This is a genomic window from Parafilimonas sp. (assembly GCF_051953455.1).
Lineage (GTDB): Bacteria > Bacteroidota > Bacteroidia > Chitinophagales > Chitinophagaceae > Parafilimonas.
The window spans coordinates 24,957-45,772 of the sequence record NZ_JBQCIT010000037.1 but is presented as its reverse complement, the minus strand read 5'-3'; the positions used below and the strand labels follow the sequence as shown (position 1 = coordinate 45,772).

Genomic DNA, 20,816 nt, shown 5'->3' with positions numbered 1-20,816 from the left:
TTCATTAAAAGTTAAAACTCCGGGCTCTATTTGCAGCCAGATATAAATTTTGAAACGAAATTTGCGCCCACATATTATTTAATCCATATAAATGAGAAAATCAGTTTTTACCTTTTGTTTTATTTTATTAGTTGTAGGTTTATTTGCACAAGACACTGCGCAGAAAATTACCTATGGCCGTTTTAACAGTACGGAACAGCAGCAAAAACCATACGTTATTTTAATTTCGGTGGATGGCCTGCGCTGGGATTTTATTCAGAAATATCATGCAGAAAATTTAATACAACTCGGTAGTGGCGGTGTAACCGCGTCTTCCATGATCCCCTCTTTTCCTTCGCTCACTTTTCCCAATCATTATACCATTGCAACCGGGCTTTACCCTGCACATCATGGTTTGGTGAATAACAGTTTTTACGATGAAAACAAACAAGCTTTTTATGCCATGAGTGATAAAGCCGCCGTACGTGACAGCTCCTGGTATGGCGGAACGCCTTTATGGGTTTTGGCGGAAGAACAGAAAATGTTAAGCGCCAGTTTTTACTGGGTAGGATCAGAAGCGGCGGAACATGGTATTCTTCCAACATATACTTATAATTATAACGAAGCCATTGATATTGACAGGCGCATTGCAGTCGTAAAAAACTGGTTGCAATTGCCCGAAGACAGGCGGCCACATTTCATTGCTTTTTATTTTCCGCAGGTGGATCATGCGGCGCATTTATTCGGCCCTGATTCAAAAGAGGCAGCCATGGCTGTTCAATTTGTTGACAGTGCTGTCGCCAATATGGTGGCTACTGTAAATACACTGAATTTACCGGTTAATTATATACTGGTTTCGGACCATGGCATGACGCAGGTGGATACGGGCAACACTTTACCTTTGCCCGCTGTAATTGATGCATCAAAATTTATTGTTCCCAACGGCGATGCTTTACTGCAGTTATATGCAAAAAACAAAAACGATGTATTGCCAACGTATAAAGAGTTAAAAGCAACAGCAAAGGATTACGACGTTTATTTAACAACCAATACGCCGGCACACTGGCATTACAGCAAAAAAGATGATTATTATAACCGTGTTGGCGATATCATACTCACACCACATTTACCCAAAGTTTTCAATATAAAAAACAGGAAGATAACACCCGGTAAGCATGGCTTTGACCCGAAAATGGAAGACATGCATGCTACATTTATGGCCTGGGGGCCGGCTTTTAAGCAGGGAAAGAAAATCCACTCATTTGAGAACGTGCATGTGTACCCGCTTGTTGCAAAAATATTAGGGCTTAGTTACACAGAAAAGATCGATGGCAGATTATCTGTATTGAAAAACATTCTCGAGTAATATATTAATGCGGTCAGACGCATCTTGTATAAGCTTTTCAAACATTTTATTGAATAACGGCCTGTTAACTCATACGCGAAATCATCAACGGTATGGCTTTTGTTGGATAAAGGTTAAAACATTTGTTGATTAAACATTGCAGCAACGTTTTTCAAAGATTTACCGTTAATATTTAATCATAAACTTTAAAAGGCTGGTTGAGTTAATTGAATGATTGATGTAATAATCAAAAGGTTTCGGATTAAAACGGGTATCCTTTAGTGTAATGCAAGATGATGAAGTGCGATGTATCGGGATATCATTGTTTCCAGGCCTACAGCAAAATAATTCAGCCAGCTTTTTACTTAAATATCTTATTATGAAAAAATGCCTTTTTCTTTTATTGCTCACCCCGCTTTTCATTAAAACATCTGCGCAAAACGATAACATGACGTATGATCCCAATAAAGCATTGATGATAACAATTGGTGCAGGTGCCGGTTATAACGATTACAAACACCTGAACAACCGGCTGGATGATGCCGGCATTCTTACCGTTGGTAAATTTTCCATCAGCAATATGCTGGAAGCAGATATGCGCATGAAAAACCTGCTGGTAGGACTGGGTTCCAATATGAATTTATCAGCAAAAAGAAATGATGATTATAAAACCTGGCTTATGAGTTTTTATGGCGGTGCGCATGTAGGTTATTATGTTGCCAATAGCAAAAATTTTCATTTTGCACCACAGGTGGGTATCGGCGCCTATGGAGCGTTTGTAAAAATAACGGAACGCAACGGCCATAATAATTTTAATGAACTGATAACTGATGGCAATAGTACCACCATAAGCCAGTATACACCTGCACTCGATTTTGCTTTAAGGTTCGATTTTGCCGATTTCAGTAAAAGTAAAACAGGCGTGGCCGGGTTGCGGTTAGGTTACAGGCTGGGGTTAAGTAACCGCGGCTGGGGTGATGATGCCGGCACATCGGTGGTTGACGGATCGCCCAAAGACAGGATTGGCCAGTTTTATGCTATGGCAACCATTGGCCTAACAGCTCTGAAGCCGAATAACTGGAAAGGCATGAAGCATATGCATTAAAGCATTTAATGCGAGATATATTTATCAACCGGCATACGGTTTTGCAGGCTCCGGCCCAGCGTTAATTCATCGGCATATTCAAGATCGCCGCCAAACGCAATGCCGCGGGCTATGGTTGTAATACGGCAATTAAAATCCTTAATTTTTTTCTGGATATAATATATGGTCGTATCGCCTTGTATGTTTGGGCTTAAAGCAAAGATGAGTTCTTCCGTTTGTTCTTTCTGGATGCGTTGCAACAGCGATTCTATCTGCAATTGGTCGGGCCCAATTCCATCTAAAGGAGAAATAACGCCGCCCAAAATATGATAAGTACCACTAAACTGCTGCGTGTTTTCAATGGCAATTACATCCCGCAAATTTTCTACCACGCAAATCAATCTTTGATTGCGCAGGCTGTTGGCGCAAACAGAGCATATATCTGCATCGCTTACATTGTGACAACGCTGGCAAAATTTTATTTCACGGCGCATGCGCGAAATAATTTCACTGAAATTTTCAGTAACAGTTTCATCCTGTTTTAGAAGATGCAACACCATGCGCAATGCGGTTTTTTTACCAATTCCCGGGAACCTGGCAAACTCATTCACTGCATTTTCAAGAAGGGAAGAAGAAAATTGCATAATGCAAAAATAATAACTGCTTTGTTAACCCGATGTTCATAAAGAACAGTTCACATATTTATTCAAATCCCCTTTCCTCCCATTTCAACTTATCAACTATTCAACCAATCAACTTTGCTATCCCAAATTCCCTATTCAGCCAATCAGCCAAAACAATTTAATTTAGCAACCTCAATCAATTGATTATGGCAGTTTCGCAACGCATAGCAGTAGTTACAGGCGCTTCAGGCAATCTTGGTAAAGCGGTAGTAAAAAGATTTATTGAAGAGGGTTATTTTGTTATTGGCACCAGGCATAAAACTGATACAGCATTTTCATCATTTGCTGAAAATAAATTTGAAAGCATTGAAGTTGACCTCGCAAATGAAGAAGCCGCCGAGGCATTTGTGGATAATGTAATCGCAAAACATAATCGTATTGACGTTGCCATACTTACGGCGGGCGGTTTTGCAATGGGAAATATTGCTGAAACAAAAACAAGCGATATTGCCAGGCAATACAAACTGAATTTTGAAACAGCCTATAATATAGCAAGGCCTGTATTCACCCACATGCTGCAACAAAACAACGGAAGGATTTTCATTACCGGTTCAAGGCCCGGGCTTGATATGAGAAACAGCAAAGGCATGGTTGCTTATGGCTTGTCAAAATCACTTATTTTCCGCATGGCTGAATTAATGAATGAAGAAGCCAAAGGTAAAAATGTAGTAACCAATGTAATTGTGCCCGGCACTATTGACACGCCGCAAAATCGTGAAAGCATGCCCAACGGCCATTTTGATAAATGGACAACGCCGGAATCCATCGCGGATGTTATTTACTGGTATAGTTCCAATGAATCCGCCGTTTTGCGGGAAGGCATCTTAAAAGTTTATAATTCTGCCTGACAGGGAATTTGCATATCTCTTTATCGCTTTGTACTTTGCCGCAATATAATTTAACAATGAGGCCTGTTGGCATTTATGATATTATACGTATTGATGAATTTTCTTCCACGCCGAAGTACCAGCAAATCATCAATTCCATTCTTAAAGCAATAGAATCGGGAAGGCTGCAGCAGCAGGATATACTGCCATCTATTAATGATCTCAGTTATGAACTTGATGTATCAAGGGATACGGCGGAAAAAGGTTACCGTTATTTAAAAAAAACCGGTGTACTTGGTTCTGTGCCCGGCAAAGGTTACTTTATTAAAAACAACGTGGTTAACCATGTGTTGAATATTTGCTTACTGTTTAATAAGCTGAGTGCGCATAAGAAGATTATTTACGACTCGTTTGTTGAAGCCCTTGGCAGCAACGCCGCAATAGATTTTTATATCTACAACAACGATTTTTCCCTGTTCAAAAAACTCTTAAGCAGCAAGCAGGAAGACTATACGCACTATGTTATTATTCCGCATTTTATAGAAGGCGGTGAAAAAGCTGCTGACATCATCAACACGCTTCCAAAAGACAAGTTGATTTTGCTCGATAAAAAAGTTGCCGGCGTGGATGGCGAATATGGCGCTGTGTATGAAAACTTTTCAAAGGACATTTATACGGCGCTGGATAATGCAAAAGAGCAGTTAAGCAAGTATCATTCATTAAAAATCCTCTTTCCGCAAAGCAGTTATTACCCCCATGAAATAACAGACGGCTTTTCCCGGTTTTGCCAGGATTATGCCTTTAAGTATAAAGTGGTAAGCAACATTAAAACTGAAGAGCTTAAAAAAGGCGAGGCTTATATTTCGGTAATGGAAGATGACCTTGTAACATTAATTGAACGCATTCTTCAATCAAACCTTGAAGTGGGTAAAGACATTGGTATTATTTCTTACAATGAAACGCCGGTTAAAAAAATTATCCTTAATGGCATTACCACCATCTCTACCGATTTTAAGAAAATGGGTAAAATGACAGCCGAATTAATTTTAAGCGGATCAAGACAACACATTGAAGTGCCGTTTATGCTTACCATGCGAAACTCGCTGTGATTTAACGAGAGCAATCGTGAAGCATCAATAACATGCAGATCCAGGGATTTGATTACATGCTTAAACATTGCTTTTTATTTTTATAAATAAAGCCGGGCTTAATTTTGAAACTTCATGCTCCTTCATTCGTGGTTAACAAAGTGTAATCCATGACAGCGCATGACAGTAAACGGATAATACATTTTATTTTTACCACCAATTGCCATAACCATGCAGATAAAATACAATAGCCGCTATCCGGCGATAGATGATCTTATAAAAAAAGCAAAGCGCAAAATTCCACGTTTCGCATTTGAGTATCTTGATGGCGGCTGCAATGAAGATGTAAACCTTCACAAGAACACAGCAGAATTGCGAACCATAGAACTGATACCTTATTACCTTCAAAACTATAAGCCATCTAACCTGCATACAGAACTTTTTGGCCACGTGTATGATGCCCCGTTTGGCATCGCACCTGTCGGCCTGCAGGGCCTTATGTGGCCAAATGCGCCTGAAATACTTGCCAGGGCTGCATTTGAACATAATATCCCTTTTATATTAAGCACGGTTACTACGTCATCCATCGAAAGAATAGCGGAGATAACTGAGGGCCGCGCCTGGTTCCAGTTATATCATCCGGCTGAAAATGAAATAAGGGATAGTATTATCAACAGGGCTGCATCGGCGCAATTACCTGTACTCGTTATATTAAGTGATGTGCCAACATTTGGTTACAGGCCAAGGGATATACGTAACGGCCTTGCCATGCCGCCAAAAATGACGTTGCAAAATATTTTACAGATAATGGGCAAGCCTGAATGGGCATTAAAAACTTTAATACATGGCCAGCCTGCATTTGCTACCATGAAAAAATACATGCCCAAAGGCCTTAACATGAGGCAGCTTGGTTTGTATATGAACAAAACTTTTTCGGGCAGGTTGAACGAAGAAAAGATAAAGCCGATAAGGGATATGTGGAAGGGCAAACTTGTTATAAAAGGTGTGGCAAGTGAAGAAGATACGGAAACAGCTATTAAATTAGGCTTGGACGGCATTATTGTTTCCAATCATGGTGGCAGGCAGTTAGATGCAGGACAATCTACCATTCATTCGCTTCAACCCATTGTAAAAAATTATAAAAACAAAATAAAGATCATGATGGACAGCGGCATCCGCTCAGGCCCTGACATTGCACGCACATTGGCAAGCGGCGCTGAATTTGCTTTTCTTGGCCGCACATTTATGTATAGCGTGGCAGCACTGGGCAATGAAGGCGGCAATCATGCCATATCCATTTTAAAAACCCAGGTGCAGCAGGTAATGGAGCAGGTTTGCTGCCCGAATACCGCAAGTTTTCCAAATCATCTTATTAAAAACAGTTAACCCTTTAATCATATCCACATTAGTAGAGCAATAAGCATAACAGTACATAACGGTATAAAAAATTTCAGAAATTAATTTTACATTATACAAACCTTTCTAACGAATGCAGGTTATCTCGGGTATCATTTTTCACTTTATCGGTGGCTTTGCTTCTGGCAGTTTCTACGTGCCATATAAAAAAGTAAGCGGCTGGCACTGGGAAAACTACTGGCTGATAGGCGGCTCGTTCTCATGGCTTATCGTTCCGCCAATTGCAGCCTGGATAACCATTCCCGGCTTTACCGAAATAATCGCGCAAACAGATACCTCTGTTTTTTGGTGGACATATTTCTGGGGCGTTCTCTGGGGCATCGGCGGTTTAATGTATGGCCTCGGTATGCGTTATTTAGGTATGAGTTTGGGTAACTCAGTGCTGCTTGGCTTTACATCTGCATTTGGCGCATTGGTTCCGGCCATCTATTATAATTTTCATCCGCAGGATGGCAAAACCACATTTACCGACCTGCTTGCTACATCATGGGGCCGCATTGTGCTTGCAGGTATAATAATATGCCTGCTTGGTATTTTTATCTGCGGCAGGGCAGGTGTATTAAAAGAAAAAGAATTGCCTGAAGCAAAAAAGAAGGAAAGCATAAAGGAATTTAATCTCGTAAAAGGTTTAATTGTTTGTATTATCTCCGGTATTTTAAGCGCCTGTTTTAATTATGGTATTGAAGCCGGATCGCCCATGGCTGAAGTGGCCAATAATATGTGGAAGGCTGCTCATCCATCAGAAACAACTAATTTTTTATACCGCAACAATGTAATTTATGTGGTGTTGTTGTGGGGTGGTTTAACAACCAATTTTGTGTGGTGTATGATCTTAAACGTACGCAATAAAACGTTTGGCGATTATACAAACAGCAGCTATCCTTTATTAAGGAATATTATTTTTTGTGCACTGGCCGGCACTACATGGTTTTTGCAGTTTTTCTTTTATGGCATGGGAGAAAGCAAATTAGGCAATGGTGCCAGCTCATGGATTTTGCACATGGCATTTATAATACTGGTTGCCAATATGTGGGGCTTTGCATTAAAAGAATGGAAGGATGTTTCTTCCAAAACAAAAACAACTATTATTATGGGCGTGGTTACTATAATAGCATCTGTTGCGCTGGTAGGCATTGGTAACGCTATGAAGTAACACTGCCGGTAAATAGGTAAATAGCCTGCATTATGCACAATCCGTTAAACAGGGTATCGGAAAAACTTTATAAAGCAGGAAATACAGTTACTGCAGATATCTGTTGGTCACAAAAAAGAAACAATAAAAATTATCTTTAAATAAGCTAACAGTAAGGCTGATAGCTAAAAGCAAATATTATGAGTATGGCAATAACAAACTTTAAACATGTTTCTTATTTATGGAATGATGAAGAGGCAGCAAAACTGGCAGGAGATGAAGTAGCACTGCTGGTATACAGGTCGAATTTATTGGGAGCAGATTTACGTTTAACAAATTATGGCGGCGGCAATACATCATGCAAAGCCATGGCAAAACACCCATTAACCGGCAAAGATGTTGAAGTGATGTGGGTAAAAGGCAGTGGCGGCGATTTGGGTACCATGAAAAGGAGCGGTCTTGCAGCACTATATATTGATAAACTTCGTTCACTAAAAAATGTATATCGAGGTATTGAACATGAAGATGAAATGGTGGAACTGTTCAACCATTGCATTTACGACCTCGCTTCTAAAGCGCCATCTATCGATACGCCTTTACACGGCTTTCTTCCCTTCAGGCATATAGACCATTTGCATCCTGATGCAGCTATTGCAATAGCAGCGGCAAAAGATGGAAAGAAAATAACACAGGAATTATTTGATGGGAGCATTGGTTGGGTTGAATGGCAAAGGCCCGGCTTTGATCTGGGGCTAAAGCTGAAAGCCGCAGTTGATGAAAATCCAAACCTGCGCGGCATTATGTTAGGCTCTCACGGTTTATTTACCTGGGGCGACACCGCTTATGAAAGTTATATCAACACACTTGAAGTGATTGAAAAATGCGCACAATATCTTGAAGATAATTATGGTAAAAAGAGGCCCACATTCGGCGGGCAGAAGATACAATCATTACCCAAAGAAGAAAGGCTTGCCAAAGCCGCAGCGCTGGCGCCTGTATTAAGAGGGTTTTGTTCATCCAAACAAAAAATGATTGGTCACTTTACAGATGATGACCGTGTGCTTGAATATATTAATTCTAATGATTTGGAGCGATTAGCGCCAATGGGCACAAGTTGCCCCGACCACTTTTTGCGCACTAAAATATCGCCGCTGGTTTTAAATCTTTCAACAGATGAAGATGTAACTAAAGTTACAGCTATAAAAGAAAAGCTGGCGCCGCAGTTTGAAGCTTACAGGAAGATGTATGCTGAATATTATGAAACATGCAAACATGCAAACAGCCCGGCCATGCGTGATGCAAACCCGGTTATTATTTTATATCCCGGCATTGGCATGTTCAGCTTTGCAAAAGATAAACAAACCACAAGGGTTGCGAGTGAATTTTATATCAACGCCATCAACGTAATGAAGGGCGCTGAAGCCGTGAGTGAATATACATCGCTGCCGCGGCAGGAAGCATTTAATATTGAATACTGGCTATTGGAAGAAGCAAAACTGCAACGTATGCCTAAGCCTAAACCTTTAAGCGGAAGAATTGCTTTAATAACCGGCAGCGCCGGCGGCATTGGTAAAGCTATTGCCAGAAAATTCGCAGAAGAAGGCGCTTGTGTGCTTATCAATGATATTAATGAGGAACGGTTGCAGGTGGCAATGGAAAAATTTAGAAAACAGTTTGGAAGAGATACGGCAGCTTCAGCATTGCTGGATGTAACAAACAACGATACAATTGAAAAAGCGTTTACGGATGCGGTGCTTGCTTTCGGTGGTATTGACATTGTAGTAAACAACGCAGGTATCAGCATATCGAAATCACTTACTGATCACAGCATCGCAGATTGGGATAAGCTGTATGATATTTTGGTGAAGGGGCAATTCCTTGTTTCCAAAGCCGGCGTTGAAATAATGCGTAAACAAAATATTGGTGGCGATATCATTAATATTGTTTCAAAAAATTCTGTTGTGGCAGGCCCGAACAATGCGGGCTATGGCAGCGCAAAAGCAGCGCAGGCGCACCTTTCACGTTTACTGGCAGCAGAACTTGGCAGTGATAAAATACGCGTAAACATGGTAAATCCTGATGCAGTTATTGCCGATAGTAATATCTGGGCGGACGGCTGGGCAGAAGGCCGCGCCAAAGCTTATGGTATTACCGTTGAAGAATTGCCCGCTTATTATGCAAAGCGCACCTTGCTGAATGAAACAATTTTGCCGGAAGACATTGCCAATGCATGTTTTGTTTTCGTGGGCGGGCTGCTCAATAAGTCAACAGGCAATGTTTTAAATGTTGACGGCGGTGTGGCAGCAGCGTTTTTGAGATGAGGTTAATATTTTGATATTGAGATATCAGGATATTGATAATTTACATCTCTCAAATTATTGCTGTATGAAAGAGGTGATTCTTTTAGAAGATTTAGATATCTGCCAACTTGCCCTTGAAATTGGGGAACATGTTTGGAATATTGTTTTACGGTAGGATTACTTCGCTAAAAAGACAACAGGTAGTCAGTTTGTTGACGCAGCAGATTCTATAGCAGCAAATATTTCCGAAGGTTATGGCAGGTATTTCTATAAAGACAGAAAACAATTTTGTTATTACAGCAGAGATTCTTTAATGGAAACAAAAACATGGTGTGCAAAAGCTCATAATCGCCGGTTAATTACAAACGAAGAGTCTGACCTATTAATCAAAAACTCAAAACATTGCATTACAGACTCAATAGTTATATCAAGACATTGAAAGATCATTCTGGCAGTTAATATCCAATATCGCAATATCATAATATCCAGCCATGCATATTAAACAACATACAATAGCACAACATAACAGTGATTTTGTAAAACAACATAAGGGCAAATTTGATTTCATTGCTGCGGAAATAAATAATGTTGAAAGTATTTTACGGAAGCTTATCGATTTCCAGGTGGCCATTCCATCGTGGGCTTTGGGCACGGGCGGTACCCGGTTTGCAAGGTTTGCCGGCGGCGGCGAGCCCCGCAATCTGGAAGAAAAGATTGAAGATATTGGTTTATTACATGCATTAAATAAAAGCAGCGGCGGCATCTCTTTGCATATACCGTGGGACATTCCGGAAAATGCATCGCATATAAAAGCATTGGCCGCAGAACATGGTTTGAGGTTTGATGCCATGAACTCAAACACTTTCCAGGACCAGCCCGGGCAACAATACAGCTACAAGTTTGGTTCGATGCAGCACGTAAATAAAGCCATCCGCAAACAAGCTATTGAACACAATATTGAAGTAATAAAATACGGCATTGAATTAGGATCAAACTCGCTCACCGTATGGCTTTCAGACGGGTCATGCTTTCCCGGACAATTAAATTTCCGCAAAGCTTTTCAACATACCCTGGAAAGCCTGCAGGAAGTGTATGCAGCTTTACCAGATGAATGGAAAATGTTTGTTGAATACAAAGCTTTCGAGCCAAATTTTTATTCAACAACGGTTGGCGATTGGGGGCAATCATTATTGTATGCAACCAAACTTGGCAATAAAGCTTACACGCTGGTTGATCTTGGCCATCATTTACCCAATGCTAATATTGAACAAATTGTTGCATTGCTATTAATGGAAGGTAAACTTGGTGGCTTTCATTTTAATGATAGTAAATACGGTGACGATGATTTAACGGTAGGAAGTATTAAACCTTATCAGCTATTTTTAATTTTTAATGAACTGGTGGAAGGCATGGATGCAAAAGGCATGAACCATGCAACAGGCTTAAGCTGGATGATCGATGCAAGCCACAACGTAAAAGATCCGCTGGAAGATTTACTGCAATCTGTTGAAGCCATTATGATAACATACGCGCAGGCTTTGCTGGTTGACAGGAAGAACCTAAATGAAGCACAAAACAATAATGATGTGGTAACCGCACAGGAAATCTTACAGCAGGCTTTTCGTACAGATGTGCGTGCACTGGTAGCAGAAGCAAGGTTAAGAAGTGGCGGCGCATTAAATCCTTTATCTGTTTACAGAAACGAAAAGGTAAGGGATAATTTAATTAAAGAAAGAGGCAGCAAAACAATTGCTACCGGTTTGTAAACGATAACCTTTAGAAAGTTTAAAGCTTTCCAAAAGTTGTTAGCAATATGATCAAACAAAACGTAATTGCCATATTTGATGTGGGTAAAACCAATAAAAAACTATTCCTGTTTGATGAACAGTATAACATCGTGCACGAAGAATCTACGAAGCTTGATGAGATAAACGATGAAGATGGTTTTGAATGCGAAGATGTGCAAACACTCACAAACTGGATACGCGAAAAGTTTATTGAAGTATCATCAAATAATAAATACAATATTCGGGCAGTAAATTTTTCGGGTTATGGTGCAAGCTTTGTGCATGTAGATAAAAACGGGAACCCGGTAACGCCATTGTATAATTATTTAAAGCCTTATCCTGAAAAACTGCAGCAGCAATTTTATACTACTTATGGCGGTGAAAGTTTAATAGCAAGGCAAACGGCATCGCCTGTTTTAGGCAATCTTAATTCGGGCATGCAGTTATATTGGTTAAAGCACACAAAACCCGATGCCTTTAAAGCGATTAAGCATTCACTTCATCTTCCTCAATATTTAAGCTATACCATTTCTTCAACGCCGACGTCTGACCTTACCAGCATCGGGTGTCATACACAATTATGGCATTTCCAAAAAAACAAATATCATCAATGGGTATGCAAAGAAGGAATAGATATAAAATTCCCGGCAATATTTAAGAGTAATGCGGTTATAAAAATTGCAAGCGGCTCAAGCAATATTGCAGTGGGCATTGGCCTGCACGACAGTTCTGCAGCCCTTATACCCTATCTCAAATTATTTAAAGAACCTTTTGTTCTTATTTCTACAGGTACATGGTGCATCAGCCTAAATCCTTTCAACGCATCTATACTCACCGATTATGAATTGCACAACGATTGCCTGTGCTATTTAACTTATGAAGGCAAACCTGTAAAAGCATCACGGTTATTTGCAGGCTATGAACATGAGCAACAAGTTAAAAGATTAGCACAACATTTTAATACCGCCGAAGATTATTACAAAACAGTTTTGTTTGATAAAAATTTAATACAAAACCTCGACCGGAAAATTGTTGCTAAAACTATCAGCAATCAATCTGCGATGGTGCACCAATCAGTGTTTGAAAGCAGGCCGCTTCAAGATTTTAAAACCTATGAAGAAGCATATCATCAGCTGATATCAGATATTATTGCGCAGCAGGTTTTTTCAACAAAGCTGGTGCTTACCAATACACCCGTTAAACAAATATTTGTTGATGGCGGTTTTGGCAACAACCATGTATATATGAATTTGCTTGCCGCAGCCTTCCCCGATATCAAGGTATTTGCTGCAAGTATGCCGCAGGCTTCAGCGCTTGGCGCCGCGCTTGCATTGCACAATTATATGCATGACAATTCCCCTATTCCAGACCTTATTCAACTCAAATATTTTCCGGCTGAGACAACGCTGCCTGTGTAAATAAAAGCTGCGCTTTTTATTAATATATTTTCACCCGGCCGCAGCACAAATGGCAGCACGGTTGTGTCACAGCACTTGTGCTGCATAACATTGGGCAACTGAGGTTTCAATTGCAATAGTTGTATTATTATTTTATACATTGCTTCAGTATAAAATCAAAACAGCTTACCAATAAATATTTCCTTTTATGCAAATGCAGTTTCGCTTTTCAATATTATTCGTTCTTATTTTTTCAGCAATACAGGCCTATACACAACAAACCTATTCCTCATTATTGGAAGAACAACAAACTGTTGACTGGCTGATACAACCTGTTAAACAAAAAGCAGCCGTTTATTACACGGCAGATAAAAAAGGGGTTATTTTATACAATGGCCTTACGAAAAGGGTATTCACGCTTGTGCCGGGTTTTGCGTGTATAGATTATAAAAACATGAGCAATGACCAGCAGCTCTTACGCTCCATAAACCCTGAAGCAAAAATTATTATTAACGATAAAGCATATAATGTTGGCGGCTTGTATGGCCAAACAGAAAACGCCTATCTGCTGCCTCAATGGATAAACAGTTTTACAATGGATGGTGCAGATTTTATTTATAAAAATTTTACGGTAAGCGATATACAGCCTTTTCTGAACTGGAAGTGTACTACATGGGCTTCAAACAAAAAACAGGCAACAGGTAAAATGCTCACGGTTTATTTTGAAGGCAACTGCGAAGCGGTAAAAAACATTACCATAGAAATCAAATATGAAATATATGATGGCCTGCCGCTGATAACAAAATCACTCGTTATAAAAAACAACAGCAATACAACAATAAAACTTAACCGCGTAATAAACGAAGTATTAGGTATGGTAGAAGAAGAAAGTGCGGTGGTGGGCTCTGAAGAAAAAATGGCAAAGCAGCATGGCATTTATATTGAAAGTAATTATGCTTTCAACAATTCCATGAATTATGATGTAAGCGACCAGACAACGCACTGGCAAAAAGATACTACTTACACATCGCAGGTAAATTATAATTTAACCACACCCTGTTTATTGCAGGTGTATGCTGAAAACGCGCCTGGCATTGAATTACAGCCCGCCGAAACATTCTATTCCATACGCACCAATGAATTACTGATGGACAGTTATGACCGTGAAAGACGCGGGTTGATTATACAGCATATGTACAGGAATATCGCACCCTGGACAACACAAAACCCCATCTTCATGCATCTGGTTAGTAAGAATGATGATGAAGTTTATAATGCCGTCAATCAATGCGCAGCTACAGGCTATGAAGCATTGATACTAAGCTTTGGCAGCCATTGCAATATGGAAGACACATCTGCCGCAAACATTCAACACTGGAAAAAAATTGCTGACTATGCACATAGCAAAAACATTTTAATAGGCAGTTATTCTTTATTCAGTTCAAGGCATATCAGCGACAGCGATGATGTTATCAATCCTGCAACCGGTAAGCCCGGCGGTGCATTCTTTGGCAATGCGCCGTGCTATGGCAGCAAGTGGGGTTTAACCTATCGCGATAAAATAAAATACTTCATTACGCAAACAGGCTTTAATATCTGGGAAAACGATGGCCCCTACCCCGGCGATATATGCGCTTCAACCACCCATCCCGGTCATAAAAATAAAGATGACAGCCAATGGCGGCAGATGGAAATTCAGAAAGAATTATATCATTGGCTGAATGAAAGAGGCGTGTATATAAATGCCCCTGACTGGTATATTTTGGATGGAACAAATAAGCTGCCTTTAGGTTACAGGGAAGTGAATTTTTCTTTATCAAGAGAACAGCAGAAAATATTAAACCGGCAAAATATTTTTGATGGCACCTTGGAAAAAACGCCATCAATGGGGTGGGGTTTTGTGCCGCTTACAAAATACCAGGGTGGTGGCGCAGATGCAGTGCTGGAGCCACTTTCAGAGCATTTAAAAGACTATGAGCAACTGATGATGCAATATTATGGCGCCGGTGTGCAGGCATGTTATCGCGGCCCGAGGTTATATGATAATGACACTACAAAAGCTGCCGTAATTAAAGTAATCAACTGGTATAAACAACACCGCGATATTCTAAATTCATCCATCATTCATGTACGCCGCGCCGATGGGCGCGACTGGGATGGCTGGATGCATGTAAACCCGTTACTCAAAGAAAAAGCGCTGGTAATGCTCTTTAATCCAACACAGGAAAAAATCACACGAAGGATAAAGTTGCCTTTATATTATACAGGTTTAAGCAGCACTGCTTCCGTAAGCATTATGAATGCAAAACCTGCAGTAATGCAGCTTGACCGCAGTTATAATATTGCATTATCTATAACATTAAATGCTGGTGAATATAAATGGATAGTAATTGAATAAACGATCTCGTTCTATAAACATCACAGGCATTGCAAGATTCTTTTGTCAGCCTCACTTCTTCCTGAATATGCGGTTGAAAATTCTTTTTGGACAAGACATTCTAAATAAAAAGCAGAAAGCCTGCAGTTTCTATTCCTGGCAAAAAAATTGTTCGAATGTATGAGCAGGAAACCCTTAGTCATCACAGGAACATTTTTTTTCAACAGCATAATACGTTATAAACAATAATTTAGCACATTGCATTCAGGCATTATTGCTGCCATTATAACGAACAACCACATCATGAAAAAACTATTTGTATTTACGCTCATTGCTTTTGCATTTATTTCAGACGCTTCCGCACAATTAAAACTACCTGCATTTTTCAGCGACAGCATGGTGCTGCAGCAAAATACCAATGCACCGGTTTGGGGATGGGCAAATGCCGGTGAAAAAATTGAAGTGAGTGGAAGCTGGTCATCAAAAAAAGTAGAGGCTGTTGCAGACAATAATGGCAAGTGGATGGTCAAATTACCTACGCCAATAGCAGGCGGCCCTTACGATGTTACCATCAGTGCAAATGAAACAAAAACATTACATGACGTATTAATTGGAGAGGTATGGATATGCTCCGGCCAATCCAATATGGAAATGCCCGTGCAGGGCTGGTCTGGCGCCCCTGTGAATAATTCGGATGCCGAAATTGCTGAAGCCAATTATCCATCCATAAGATTATTTACAGTAGAAAAAAATATAGCTTTTACACCCCGGCAGGATGTAAAAGGTGCATGGGCATCCTGTTCGCCGGCATCAGCAGCAACATTCAGCGCTACCGCTTATTTCTTCGGCCGTGAATTATATAAGCACTTACATATTCCCATCGGGCTGATACATACAAGCTGGGGCGGCACCGTTGCTGAAGCATGGACAAGCGAAGGATCGTTAAGAGCAATGGGTGATTTTAATAAAGGGCTTGATGTGGTTAGTCAAATGGCAATAAATTTTAAAGCAACACTGATTAAAGATAGCCTGAATACCATTGCCTGGGAAAAGGCGCTCGCCGGCAACAATAATAGTTATGCTGCTGATGCAACAGATACAAGCTGGCATACCATGACGCTACCAACCACATGGGAAAGCAAAGGTCTTGATATTGACGGCATCGTTTGGTTTAAACGCACAGTGGATATACCGGCTGCATGGCAGGGCAAAACAATAAAACTGGATCTTGGGCCGATAGATGATAATGACGTAACTTTTTTAAACGGAAGTGTTGTGGATAGTACCTTACAGGATGGCATGTGGATGAAGAACCGTAATTATACGGTGCCTGCCAATCTTGTAAAGGCCGGAAAAAATACACTTGCTGTTAAAGTGATTGATAATGCAGGTGGAGGAGGCATTTACGGCAAGCCGGAACAATTGAAATTATATGCAGAAGGTGAAAAGGATACCATTAATTTATCAGGCGACTGGCTGTATAAAGTAGCAACCGTTAAACCACCTGTTGCAACAAATTCCAATCCCAATCAGCCTTCCGTTTTGTATAACGGCATGATAGCCCCGCTTGTTCCCTTTGCTATTAAAGGCGCCATATGGTACCAGGGCGAAGCAAATGTTGGCAGGGCAAAACAATACAGCAAATTATTTCCTTTAATGATAAGCGATTGGCGCAGGCTTTTTAATGAGCCTGGTTTCCCTTTTTATTTTGTACAAATAGCACCTTATAATTATGGGGGCGACAGCACACAGGCAGCGGCATTAAGGGATGCACAACGCAGAACATTAACAACATTGCAGAATACGGGCATGGCCGTAACAATGGATATTGGCGAAGCAGATAATATTCACCCGGCAAACAAGCAGGATGTTGGCAAGCGGTTATCCTTATGGGCATTGAATAAAACATATAACAATAAGAGCGTTGTTTATTCGGGTCCTCTATATAAAAGTTTTGAAGTGAAGGGAAAGGAGGTTATTGTTTCATTTACCAATACCGATGGCGGATTAACGTCAAATGGTAAGCCGTTGAAGGATTTTGAATTACAGGATGCGGATGGTGTGTGGAAACCGGCAACAGCAAGTATTAAAGGCGATAAGATAATCGTAACAAGCAATGCAGTTGCAAGGCCAGCCGGTGTACGTTACGCTTATTATTCTTATGCTGAAGGAACATTGTTTAATGGCAAAGGCCTGCCTGCATCATCATTTACTTCCGAAGATTTGAAGCAATAGTTTGGATGCAGGCATTGCTCTAAATAGCATCGGCCTGGTGAATGATCATGCACGAATACATTTAATCGTTTTTGTTTTCGGCCAGACCGGCGGGACTTAGTTACCGCCGGTTAATTTTTCCAAACGCTTTAAGCCGATATTGAAATTGAAGTTTGTGTGCGTTATGCCAATACTGTCAGGTACGCCATTCTTATAATCAAGTATATCAATTCTCACAACAGCTTTTCTTTTTGATGCCCTTTCCAGGCGGATAAGATTATTACAACCTGCATCAGTTATATAATAATTAAATCCTTTTTCCTGCGGAAAAGTATAATGGTTATATGCTGAATCAATACCTCTTTTTACATAACCATTTTGCATGCTGTAAGGGTGCATCATTATAATTTCAAAATCTTTTCGCAGCGTAGTAACAACGGCCTTCTTATTCATCTCATCAATAATGTAATAAACTTTAAAAGCTCCATCGGCTGCAAAGCCAAAATCAAAAAACTTAAATCCTGCTTCGCTGGAAAATACAATGCGTGTACTGCTGTCGGGCATTGTTTTTATAAGCAACAACCCGCTTAAATGTTTGCCAATAACATTCACCTGCGTATAGTATAAAGCATCAGAAAAATCTGGCCTGAATTTATCAAGACAATGCACATCGCCGGCTGTTCTTTGCAAATGATTGTAAGAAGACGAACAGCCGCATATAAGAAACAACAAACTAATGAGTAAATAGCGCGTCATTAAGATTGGTGTTTATTTCTTTGTTAATGAAATGTATAGTAGTGTTGTCACCCGACACTTCATTCATCACAATTGTATTAACAGAATAATCCTTTTTATCGGTTATAACATTAATGCTCTTAAAAATCTGCTGCAGGTTTTTGGCAACCGGTGTAAGTTCAATCAGATAAGTTGTTTTGCTTTCAAAAACATTCACTTTAAAATCTGTGTTGGAAAAAGCAGAACCGCGAACGCAATCCACCACAATCTTATTTACCTGCTGAAAAAGTTTATTGGAGCTGGCAGCTATTTTATTTTCTTTCTGGCCGTCCTTTATATAAATATTATTGTTATTCAATATCATTAAATATTGAAACGGCTGCGTGTATTCCATGCGCACTTTATTCTCTTTCTTAAACCAGAATTTTCCTTTCGAGATTATTTTATCAGAGAGCATGGAAAGATTTTTTTCCTGCTGAAAATCGGCTTTAATTGAACTGATCTTTTGAGAAGCCGTTACAAACTGGCTTTTGAATACTGCTACATTCTTCACACTAACATAACCCGCAGGTTGTGCTTTTACAAAAGAGCATACCAACATTAAAAACACAATGAAAAATAGTTTACTCATACGCATTTATATCGAGCAATTTATCTAATCTCACAATACTGAAACCCTTTTGCTGCAAGTGTTGTATAAATATTGGCAAAACCTTTAGAGTGATTTGGCAGGTATCATGGAATAAAAAAATATCGCCGGGCTTTATGGAACGTGTTATACGCTTTAATAGTTTTCCTTCATCTTTAATCATAGTGTCATACGAACGCAGGCTCCATCCAAGCGGTATATAACTGCCTTTAATGATAGCCTTTCTTACATTAGGATTTATAACACCATAAGGCGGCCTGAAAAGCCTCGGTTTTTGACCGGTAATATCTTTTATAATGTCATCAGTTAATGCAAGTTCTGCATTCATTTTGGCCGACGAAAAAAGATCAAACCATTTATCATGCGTATAGCTGTGATTACCGATGACGTGACCTTCTTCATGTACCTGTTTTAATAAATCTTTATTTGCTTCAATGTGTTTACCGATGCAAAAAAAAGCAGCCTGTATATTGTATTCCCTTAATACCTGTAATATTTCCGGTGTATAGTTTTGGGCAGGGCCATCATCAAAACTTAAAGCAATTTCTTTTTTATCAATGTTTGCTTTGCAAACGGTTTTAATAAAAAAGTTGGAGCTGATGAAATAACATCCATAAAAAAGTACCAGCGAATACAGGAATAATAATATGCCAATGCTCCAATATGTAAGATTGTAATTAATGCATAGCCATACACAAACAATCAATAACAATCCAACAACGATATTTGTATTCCTGAAGTTTAACATGCATCTATCAGCAATAAAGAATGACAGGTATTGAGATAATGATTATAAATTAATATCTTTTTTACATCGCTGCCAACGGTTTGGTTACACAATTCCTGTGCTGCAGTTTTGCTTTTTATAAGCTCCAAAGCCAGCCATAAAGCGAAAGCTGTTGACGTTGGATATTCCCCGCAGAGATGTTTATAATTTAAAATTTGTTTACCCGCAAAAATGTTCGCACCAGCCATCTCATAAACAGCATCGTTTCTTTTATCACCGTTTCTGCCGGTAATGATTAAATCAATATCATTGATGGATAAATGATGTGCAGCAAGAAACCCGTTTATTTTATCTTCTACTTCCTCACCCGAAGCATCAAAAAAAGTTTCAATGCCCTTAATTCCTGCAATATTTTTTTCGCTCTGCTCATTGCTTAAAAGAAAAAAGAAAGCGCCTTCGCCCGCAACAGTTCCTTTGTTTTTATAGCTGTAAAAATCTTCCTCTTCCGTTCTTTTATACAAACCAAATCTTTCGAGTATAGCATGGCTTGTATTGGTAATTTCATCTGCCGCGCCAACTAATACATTATGCATTTCATTTTCCTGCAGCAACAGTAAGCCATCTAACAAAGCACTTTCAAAAGAAAGCCCGCTTTGTACAAATGTATTATTGTAATTATGGCATTGCAACAGTAAAGCTATCTGCGCGCCAACCGTATTGTGCGTTGACTGAATAAACGCGGTTGGCGTAAGCATCTCTTCACTATAATCTATGATGCGTTTCAGAAAAATTTCTGTATCCTGCAAGCATCCATACGCGGTGCCAACAACAATGCCACCAGGTGTGTCAACATTCGCCTGCTGCAAACATTTTAATGCTGCCGCAGTGCCCATTTTTATAATGCGGCTCATGCGCCTGATAAGTTTGGCATCAATCAGTTCATCATAATCAGGTTCAATGCAAACAAAACGGTTACCTGATGGCTTTACTATTGATTGCGGAATATCTTTACTAAAAGTTTTTTGAGGCGATATACCTGCAACCGCGTTTATATAAATGATTGTTTCATCCATTGT

16 protein-coding genes and 1 pseudogene are annotated in these 20,816 nt (G+C 39.8%); 12 read left to right on the top strand and 5 right to left on the bottom strand.

Going from position 1 to position 20,816, the window contains the following annotated elements; translation table 11 throughout:
• Positions 1–91 precede the first annotated feature (91 nt).
• A complete protein-coding gene (locus tag ACTHN6_RS14855) occupies positions 92–1,345 on the top strand; it encodes an alkaline phosphatase family protein (RefSeq protein ID WP_440436556.1) in 1,254 nt (417 codons plus the stop codon).
• 358 nt (positions 1,346–1,703) lie between these two features.
• Positions 1,704–2,429, top strand: coding sequence for a hypothetical protein (locus ACTHN6_RS14850; protein ID WP_440436555.1), 726 nt, complete (start codon positions 1,704–1,706; stop codon positions 2,427–2,429).
• A gap of 5 nt (positions 2,430–2,434) precedes the next feature.
• On the opposite strand, the gene recR is transcribed toward ACTHN6_RS14850, so the two are convergent.
• Positions 2,435–3,052 (bottom strand): recombination mediator RecR, encoded by a 618-nt coding sequence (gene recR, locus ACTHN6_RS14845; protein ID WP_440436554.1) that lies wholly within the window; start codon positions 3,050–3,052, stop codon positions 2,435–2,437.
• Positions 3,053–3,237: 185 nt separating this feature from the next.
• Here recR and ACTHN6_RS14840 point away from each other — a divergent pair, with 185 nt between their 5' ends.
• From ACTHN6_RS14840 to ACTHN6_RS14795, 10 genes and pseudogenes are all read left to right on the top strand, one after another.
• Positions 3,238–3,939, top strand: a complete 702-nt coding sequence (locus tag ACTHN6_RS14840; RefSeq protein ID WP_440436553.1) for an SDR family NAD(P)-dependent oxidoreductase — start codon at positions 3,238–3,240, stop codon at positions 3,937–3,939.
• A gap of 56 nt (positions 3,940–3,995) precedes the next feature.
• Positions 3,996–5,027, top strand: a complete 1,032-nt coding sequence (locus tag ACTHN6_RS14835; protein ID WP_440436552.1) for a GntR family transcriptional regulator — start codon at positions 3,996–3,998, stop codon at positions 5,025–5,027.
• A gap of 210 nt (positions 5,028–5,237) precedes the next feature.
• A complete protein-coding gene (locus ACTHN6_RS14830) occupies positions 5,238–6,392 on the top strand; it encodes an alpha-hydroxy acid oxidase (protein WP_440436551.1) in 1,155 nt (384 codons plus the stop codon).
• Between the two features lie 103 nt (positions 6,393–6,495).
• A complete protein-coding gene (gene rhaT / locus ACTHN6_RS14825) occupies positions 6,496–7,575 on the top strand; it encodes an L-rhamnose/proton symporter RhaT (RefSeq protein WP_440436550.1) in 1,080 nt (359 codons plus the stop codon).
• Between the two features lie 185 nt (positions 7,576–7,760).
• The gene (locus ACTHN6_RS14820; protein ID WP_440436549.1) at positions 7,761–9,875 is read left to right on the top strand and encodes a bifunctional aldolase/short-chain dehydrogenase; all 2,115 of its coding nucleotides are present in this window, start codon (positions 7,761–7,763) and stop codon (positions 9,873–9,875) included.
• A 184-nt stretch (positions 9,876–10,059) separates the two neighbouring features.
• Positions 10,060–10,293: pseudogene (locus tag ACTHN6_RS14815) on the top strand (four helix bundle protein); the annotation flags it as partial.
• 52 nt (positions 10,294–10,345) lie between these two features.
• Positions 10,346–11,620, top strand: coding sequence for a TIM barrel protein (locus ACTHN6_RS14810; protein ID WP_440436548.1), 1,275 nt, complete (start codon positions 10,346–10,348; stop codon positions 11,618–11,620).
• A gap of 47 nt (positions 11,621–11,667) precedes the next feature.
• Complete coding sequence (locus ACTHN6_RS14805; RefSeq protein WP_440436547.1) at positions 11,668–13,059, top strand: FGGY-family carbohydrate kinase; 1,392 nt, start codon at positions 11,668–11,670, stop codon at positions 13,057–13,059.
• A gap of 187 nt (positions 13,060–13,246) precedes the next feature.
• Positions 13,247–15,436 carry an alpha-galactosidase gene (locus ACTHN6_RS14800; RefSeq protein ID WP_440436546.1) on the top strand — a complete coding sequence of 730 codons (2,190 nt, stop codon included), beginning with the start codon at positions 13,247–13,249 and terminating at the stop codon, positions 15,434–15,436.
• Positions 15,437–15,718: 282 nt separating this feature from the next.
• Positions 15,719–17,650, top strand: a complete 1,932-nt coding sequence (locus ACTHN6_RS14795) for a sialate O-acetylesterase (RefSeq protein ID WP_440436545.1) — start codon at positions 15,719–15,721, stop codon at positions 17,648–17,650.
• Between the two features lie 96 nt (positions 17,651–17,746).
• Here the strand turns inward: ACTHN6_RS14795 and ACTHN6_RS14790 are convergent, their stop codons facing one another.
• From ACTHN6_RS14790 to ACTHN6_RS14775, 4 genes are read right to left on the bottom strand one after another with little or no spacing between them, the layout of a single operon-like run.
• Positions 17,747–18,385: a hypothetical protein gene (locus ACTHN6_RS14790; RefSeq protein WP_440436544.1), complete on the bottom strand. Its 639-nt coding sequence runs from the start codon at positions 18,383–18,385 to the stop codon at positions 17,747–17,749.
• Positions 18,363–18,995: a LolA family protein gene (locus ACTHN6_RS14785; protein ID WP_440436543.1), complete on the bottom strand. Its 633-nt coding sequence runs from the start codon at positions 18,993–18,995 to the stop codon at positions 18,363–18,365. Before ACTHN6_RS14785 ends, ACTHN6_RS14790 begins: the two co-directional genes overlap by 23 nt.
• Complete coding sequence (locus ACTHN6_RS14780; protein WP_440436542.1) at positions 18,988–19,761, bottom strand: polysaccharide deacetylase family protein; 774 nt, start codon at positions 19,759–19,761, stop codon at positions 18,988–18,990. Before ACTHN6_RS14780 ends, ACTHN6_RS14785 begins: the two co-directional genes overlap by 8 nt.
• The gene (locus tag ACTHN6_RS14775) at positions 19,755–20,813 is read right to left on the bottom strand and encodes a beta-ketoacyl synthase chain length factor (RefSeq protein WP_440436541.1); all 1,059 of its coding nucleotides are present in this window, start codon (positions 20,811–20,813) and stop codon (positions 19,755–19,757) included. The genes ACTHN6_RS14780 and ACTHN6_RS14775 overlap by 7 nt, the downstream gene beginning before the upstream one ends.
• Between the last annotated feature and the right edge of the window lie 3 nt (positions 20,814–20,816).

What these genes read in the sequence shown, in the direction of transcription:
- ACTHN6_RS14855 (WP_440436556.1), top strand. Translation starts at nt 92, where the DNA reads ATGAGAAAATCAGTTTTTACCTTTTGTTTTATTTTATTAGTTGTAGGT.
- ACTHN6_RS14850 (WP_440436555.1), top strand. Translation starts at nt 1,704, where the DNA reads ATGAAAAAATGCCTTTTTCTTTTATTGCTCACCCCGCTTTTCATTAAA.
- recR (WP_440436554.1), bottom strand. Translation starts at nt 3,052, where the DNA reads ATGCAATTTTCTTCTTCCCTTCTTGAAAATGCAGTGAATGAGTTTGCC.
- ACTHN6_RS14840 (WP_440436553.1), top strand. Translation starts at nt 3,238, where the DNA reads ATGGCAGTTTCGCAACGCATAGCAGTAGTTACAGGCGCTTCAGGCAAT.
- ACTHN6_RS14835 (WP_440436552.1), top strand. Translation starts at nt 3,996, where the DNA reads ATGAGGCCTGTTGGCATTTATGATATTATACGTATTGATGAATTTTCT.
- ACTHN6_RS14830 (WP_440436551.1), top strand. Translation starts at nt 5,238, where the DNA reads ATGCAGATAAAATACAATAGCCGCTATCCGGCGATAGATGATCTTATA.
- rhaT (WP_440436550.1), top strand. Translation starts at nt 6,496, where the DNA reads ATGCAGGTTATCTCGGGTATCATTTTTCACTTTATCGGTGGCTTTGCT.
- ACTHN6_RS14820 (WP_440436549.1), top strand. Translation starts at nt 7,761, where the DNA reads ATGGCAATAACAAACTTTAAACATGTTTCTTATTTATGGAATGATGAA.
- ACTHN6_RS14810 (WP_440436548.1), top strand. Translation starts at nt 10,346, where the DNA reads ATGCATATTAAACAACATACAATAGCACAACATAACAGTGATTTTGTA.
- ACTHN6_RS14805 (WP_440436547.1), top strand. Translation starts at nt 11,668, where the DNA reads ATGATCAAACAAAACGTAATTGCCATATTTGATGTGGGTAAAACCAAT.
- ACTHN6_RS14800 (WP_440436546.1), top strand. Translation starts at nt 13,247, where the DNA reads ATGCAAATGCAGTTTCGCTTTTCAATATTATTCGTTCTTATTTTTTCA.
- ACTHN6_RS14795 (WP_440436545.1), top strand. Translation starts at nt 15,719, where the DNA reads ATGAAAAAACTATTTGTATTTACGCTCATTGCTTTTGCATTTATTTCA.
- ACTHN6_RS14790 (WP_440436544.1), bottom strand. Translation starts at nt 18,385, where the DNA reads ATGACGCGCTATTTACTCATTAGTTTGTTGTTTCTTATATGCGGCTGT.
- ACTHN6_RS14785 (WP_440436543.1), bottom strand. Translation starts at nt 18,995, where the DNA reads ATGAGTAAACTATTTTTCATTGTGTTTTTAATGTTGGTATGCTCTTTT.
- ACTHN6_RS14780 (WP_440436542.1), bottom strand. Translation starts at nt 19,761, where the DNA reads ATGTTAAACTTCAGGAATACAAATATCGTTGTTGGATTGTTATTGATT.
- ACTHN6_RS14775 (WP_440436541.1), bottom strand. Translation starts at nt 20,813, where the DNA reads ATGGATGAAACAATCATTTATATAAACGCGGTTGCAGGTATATCGCCT.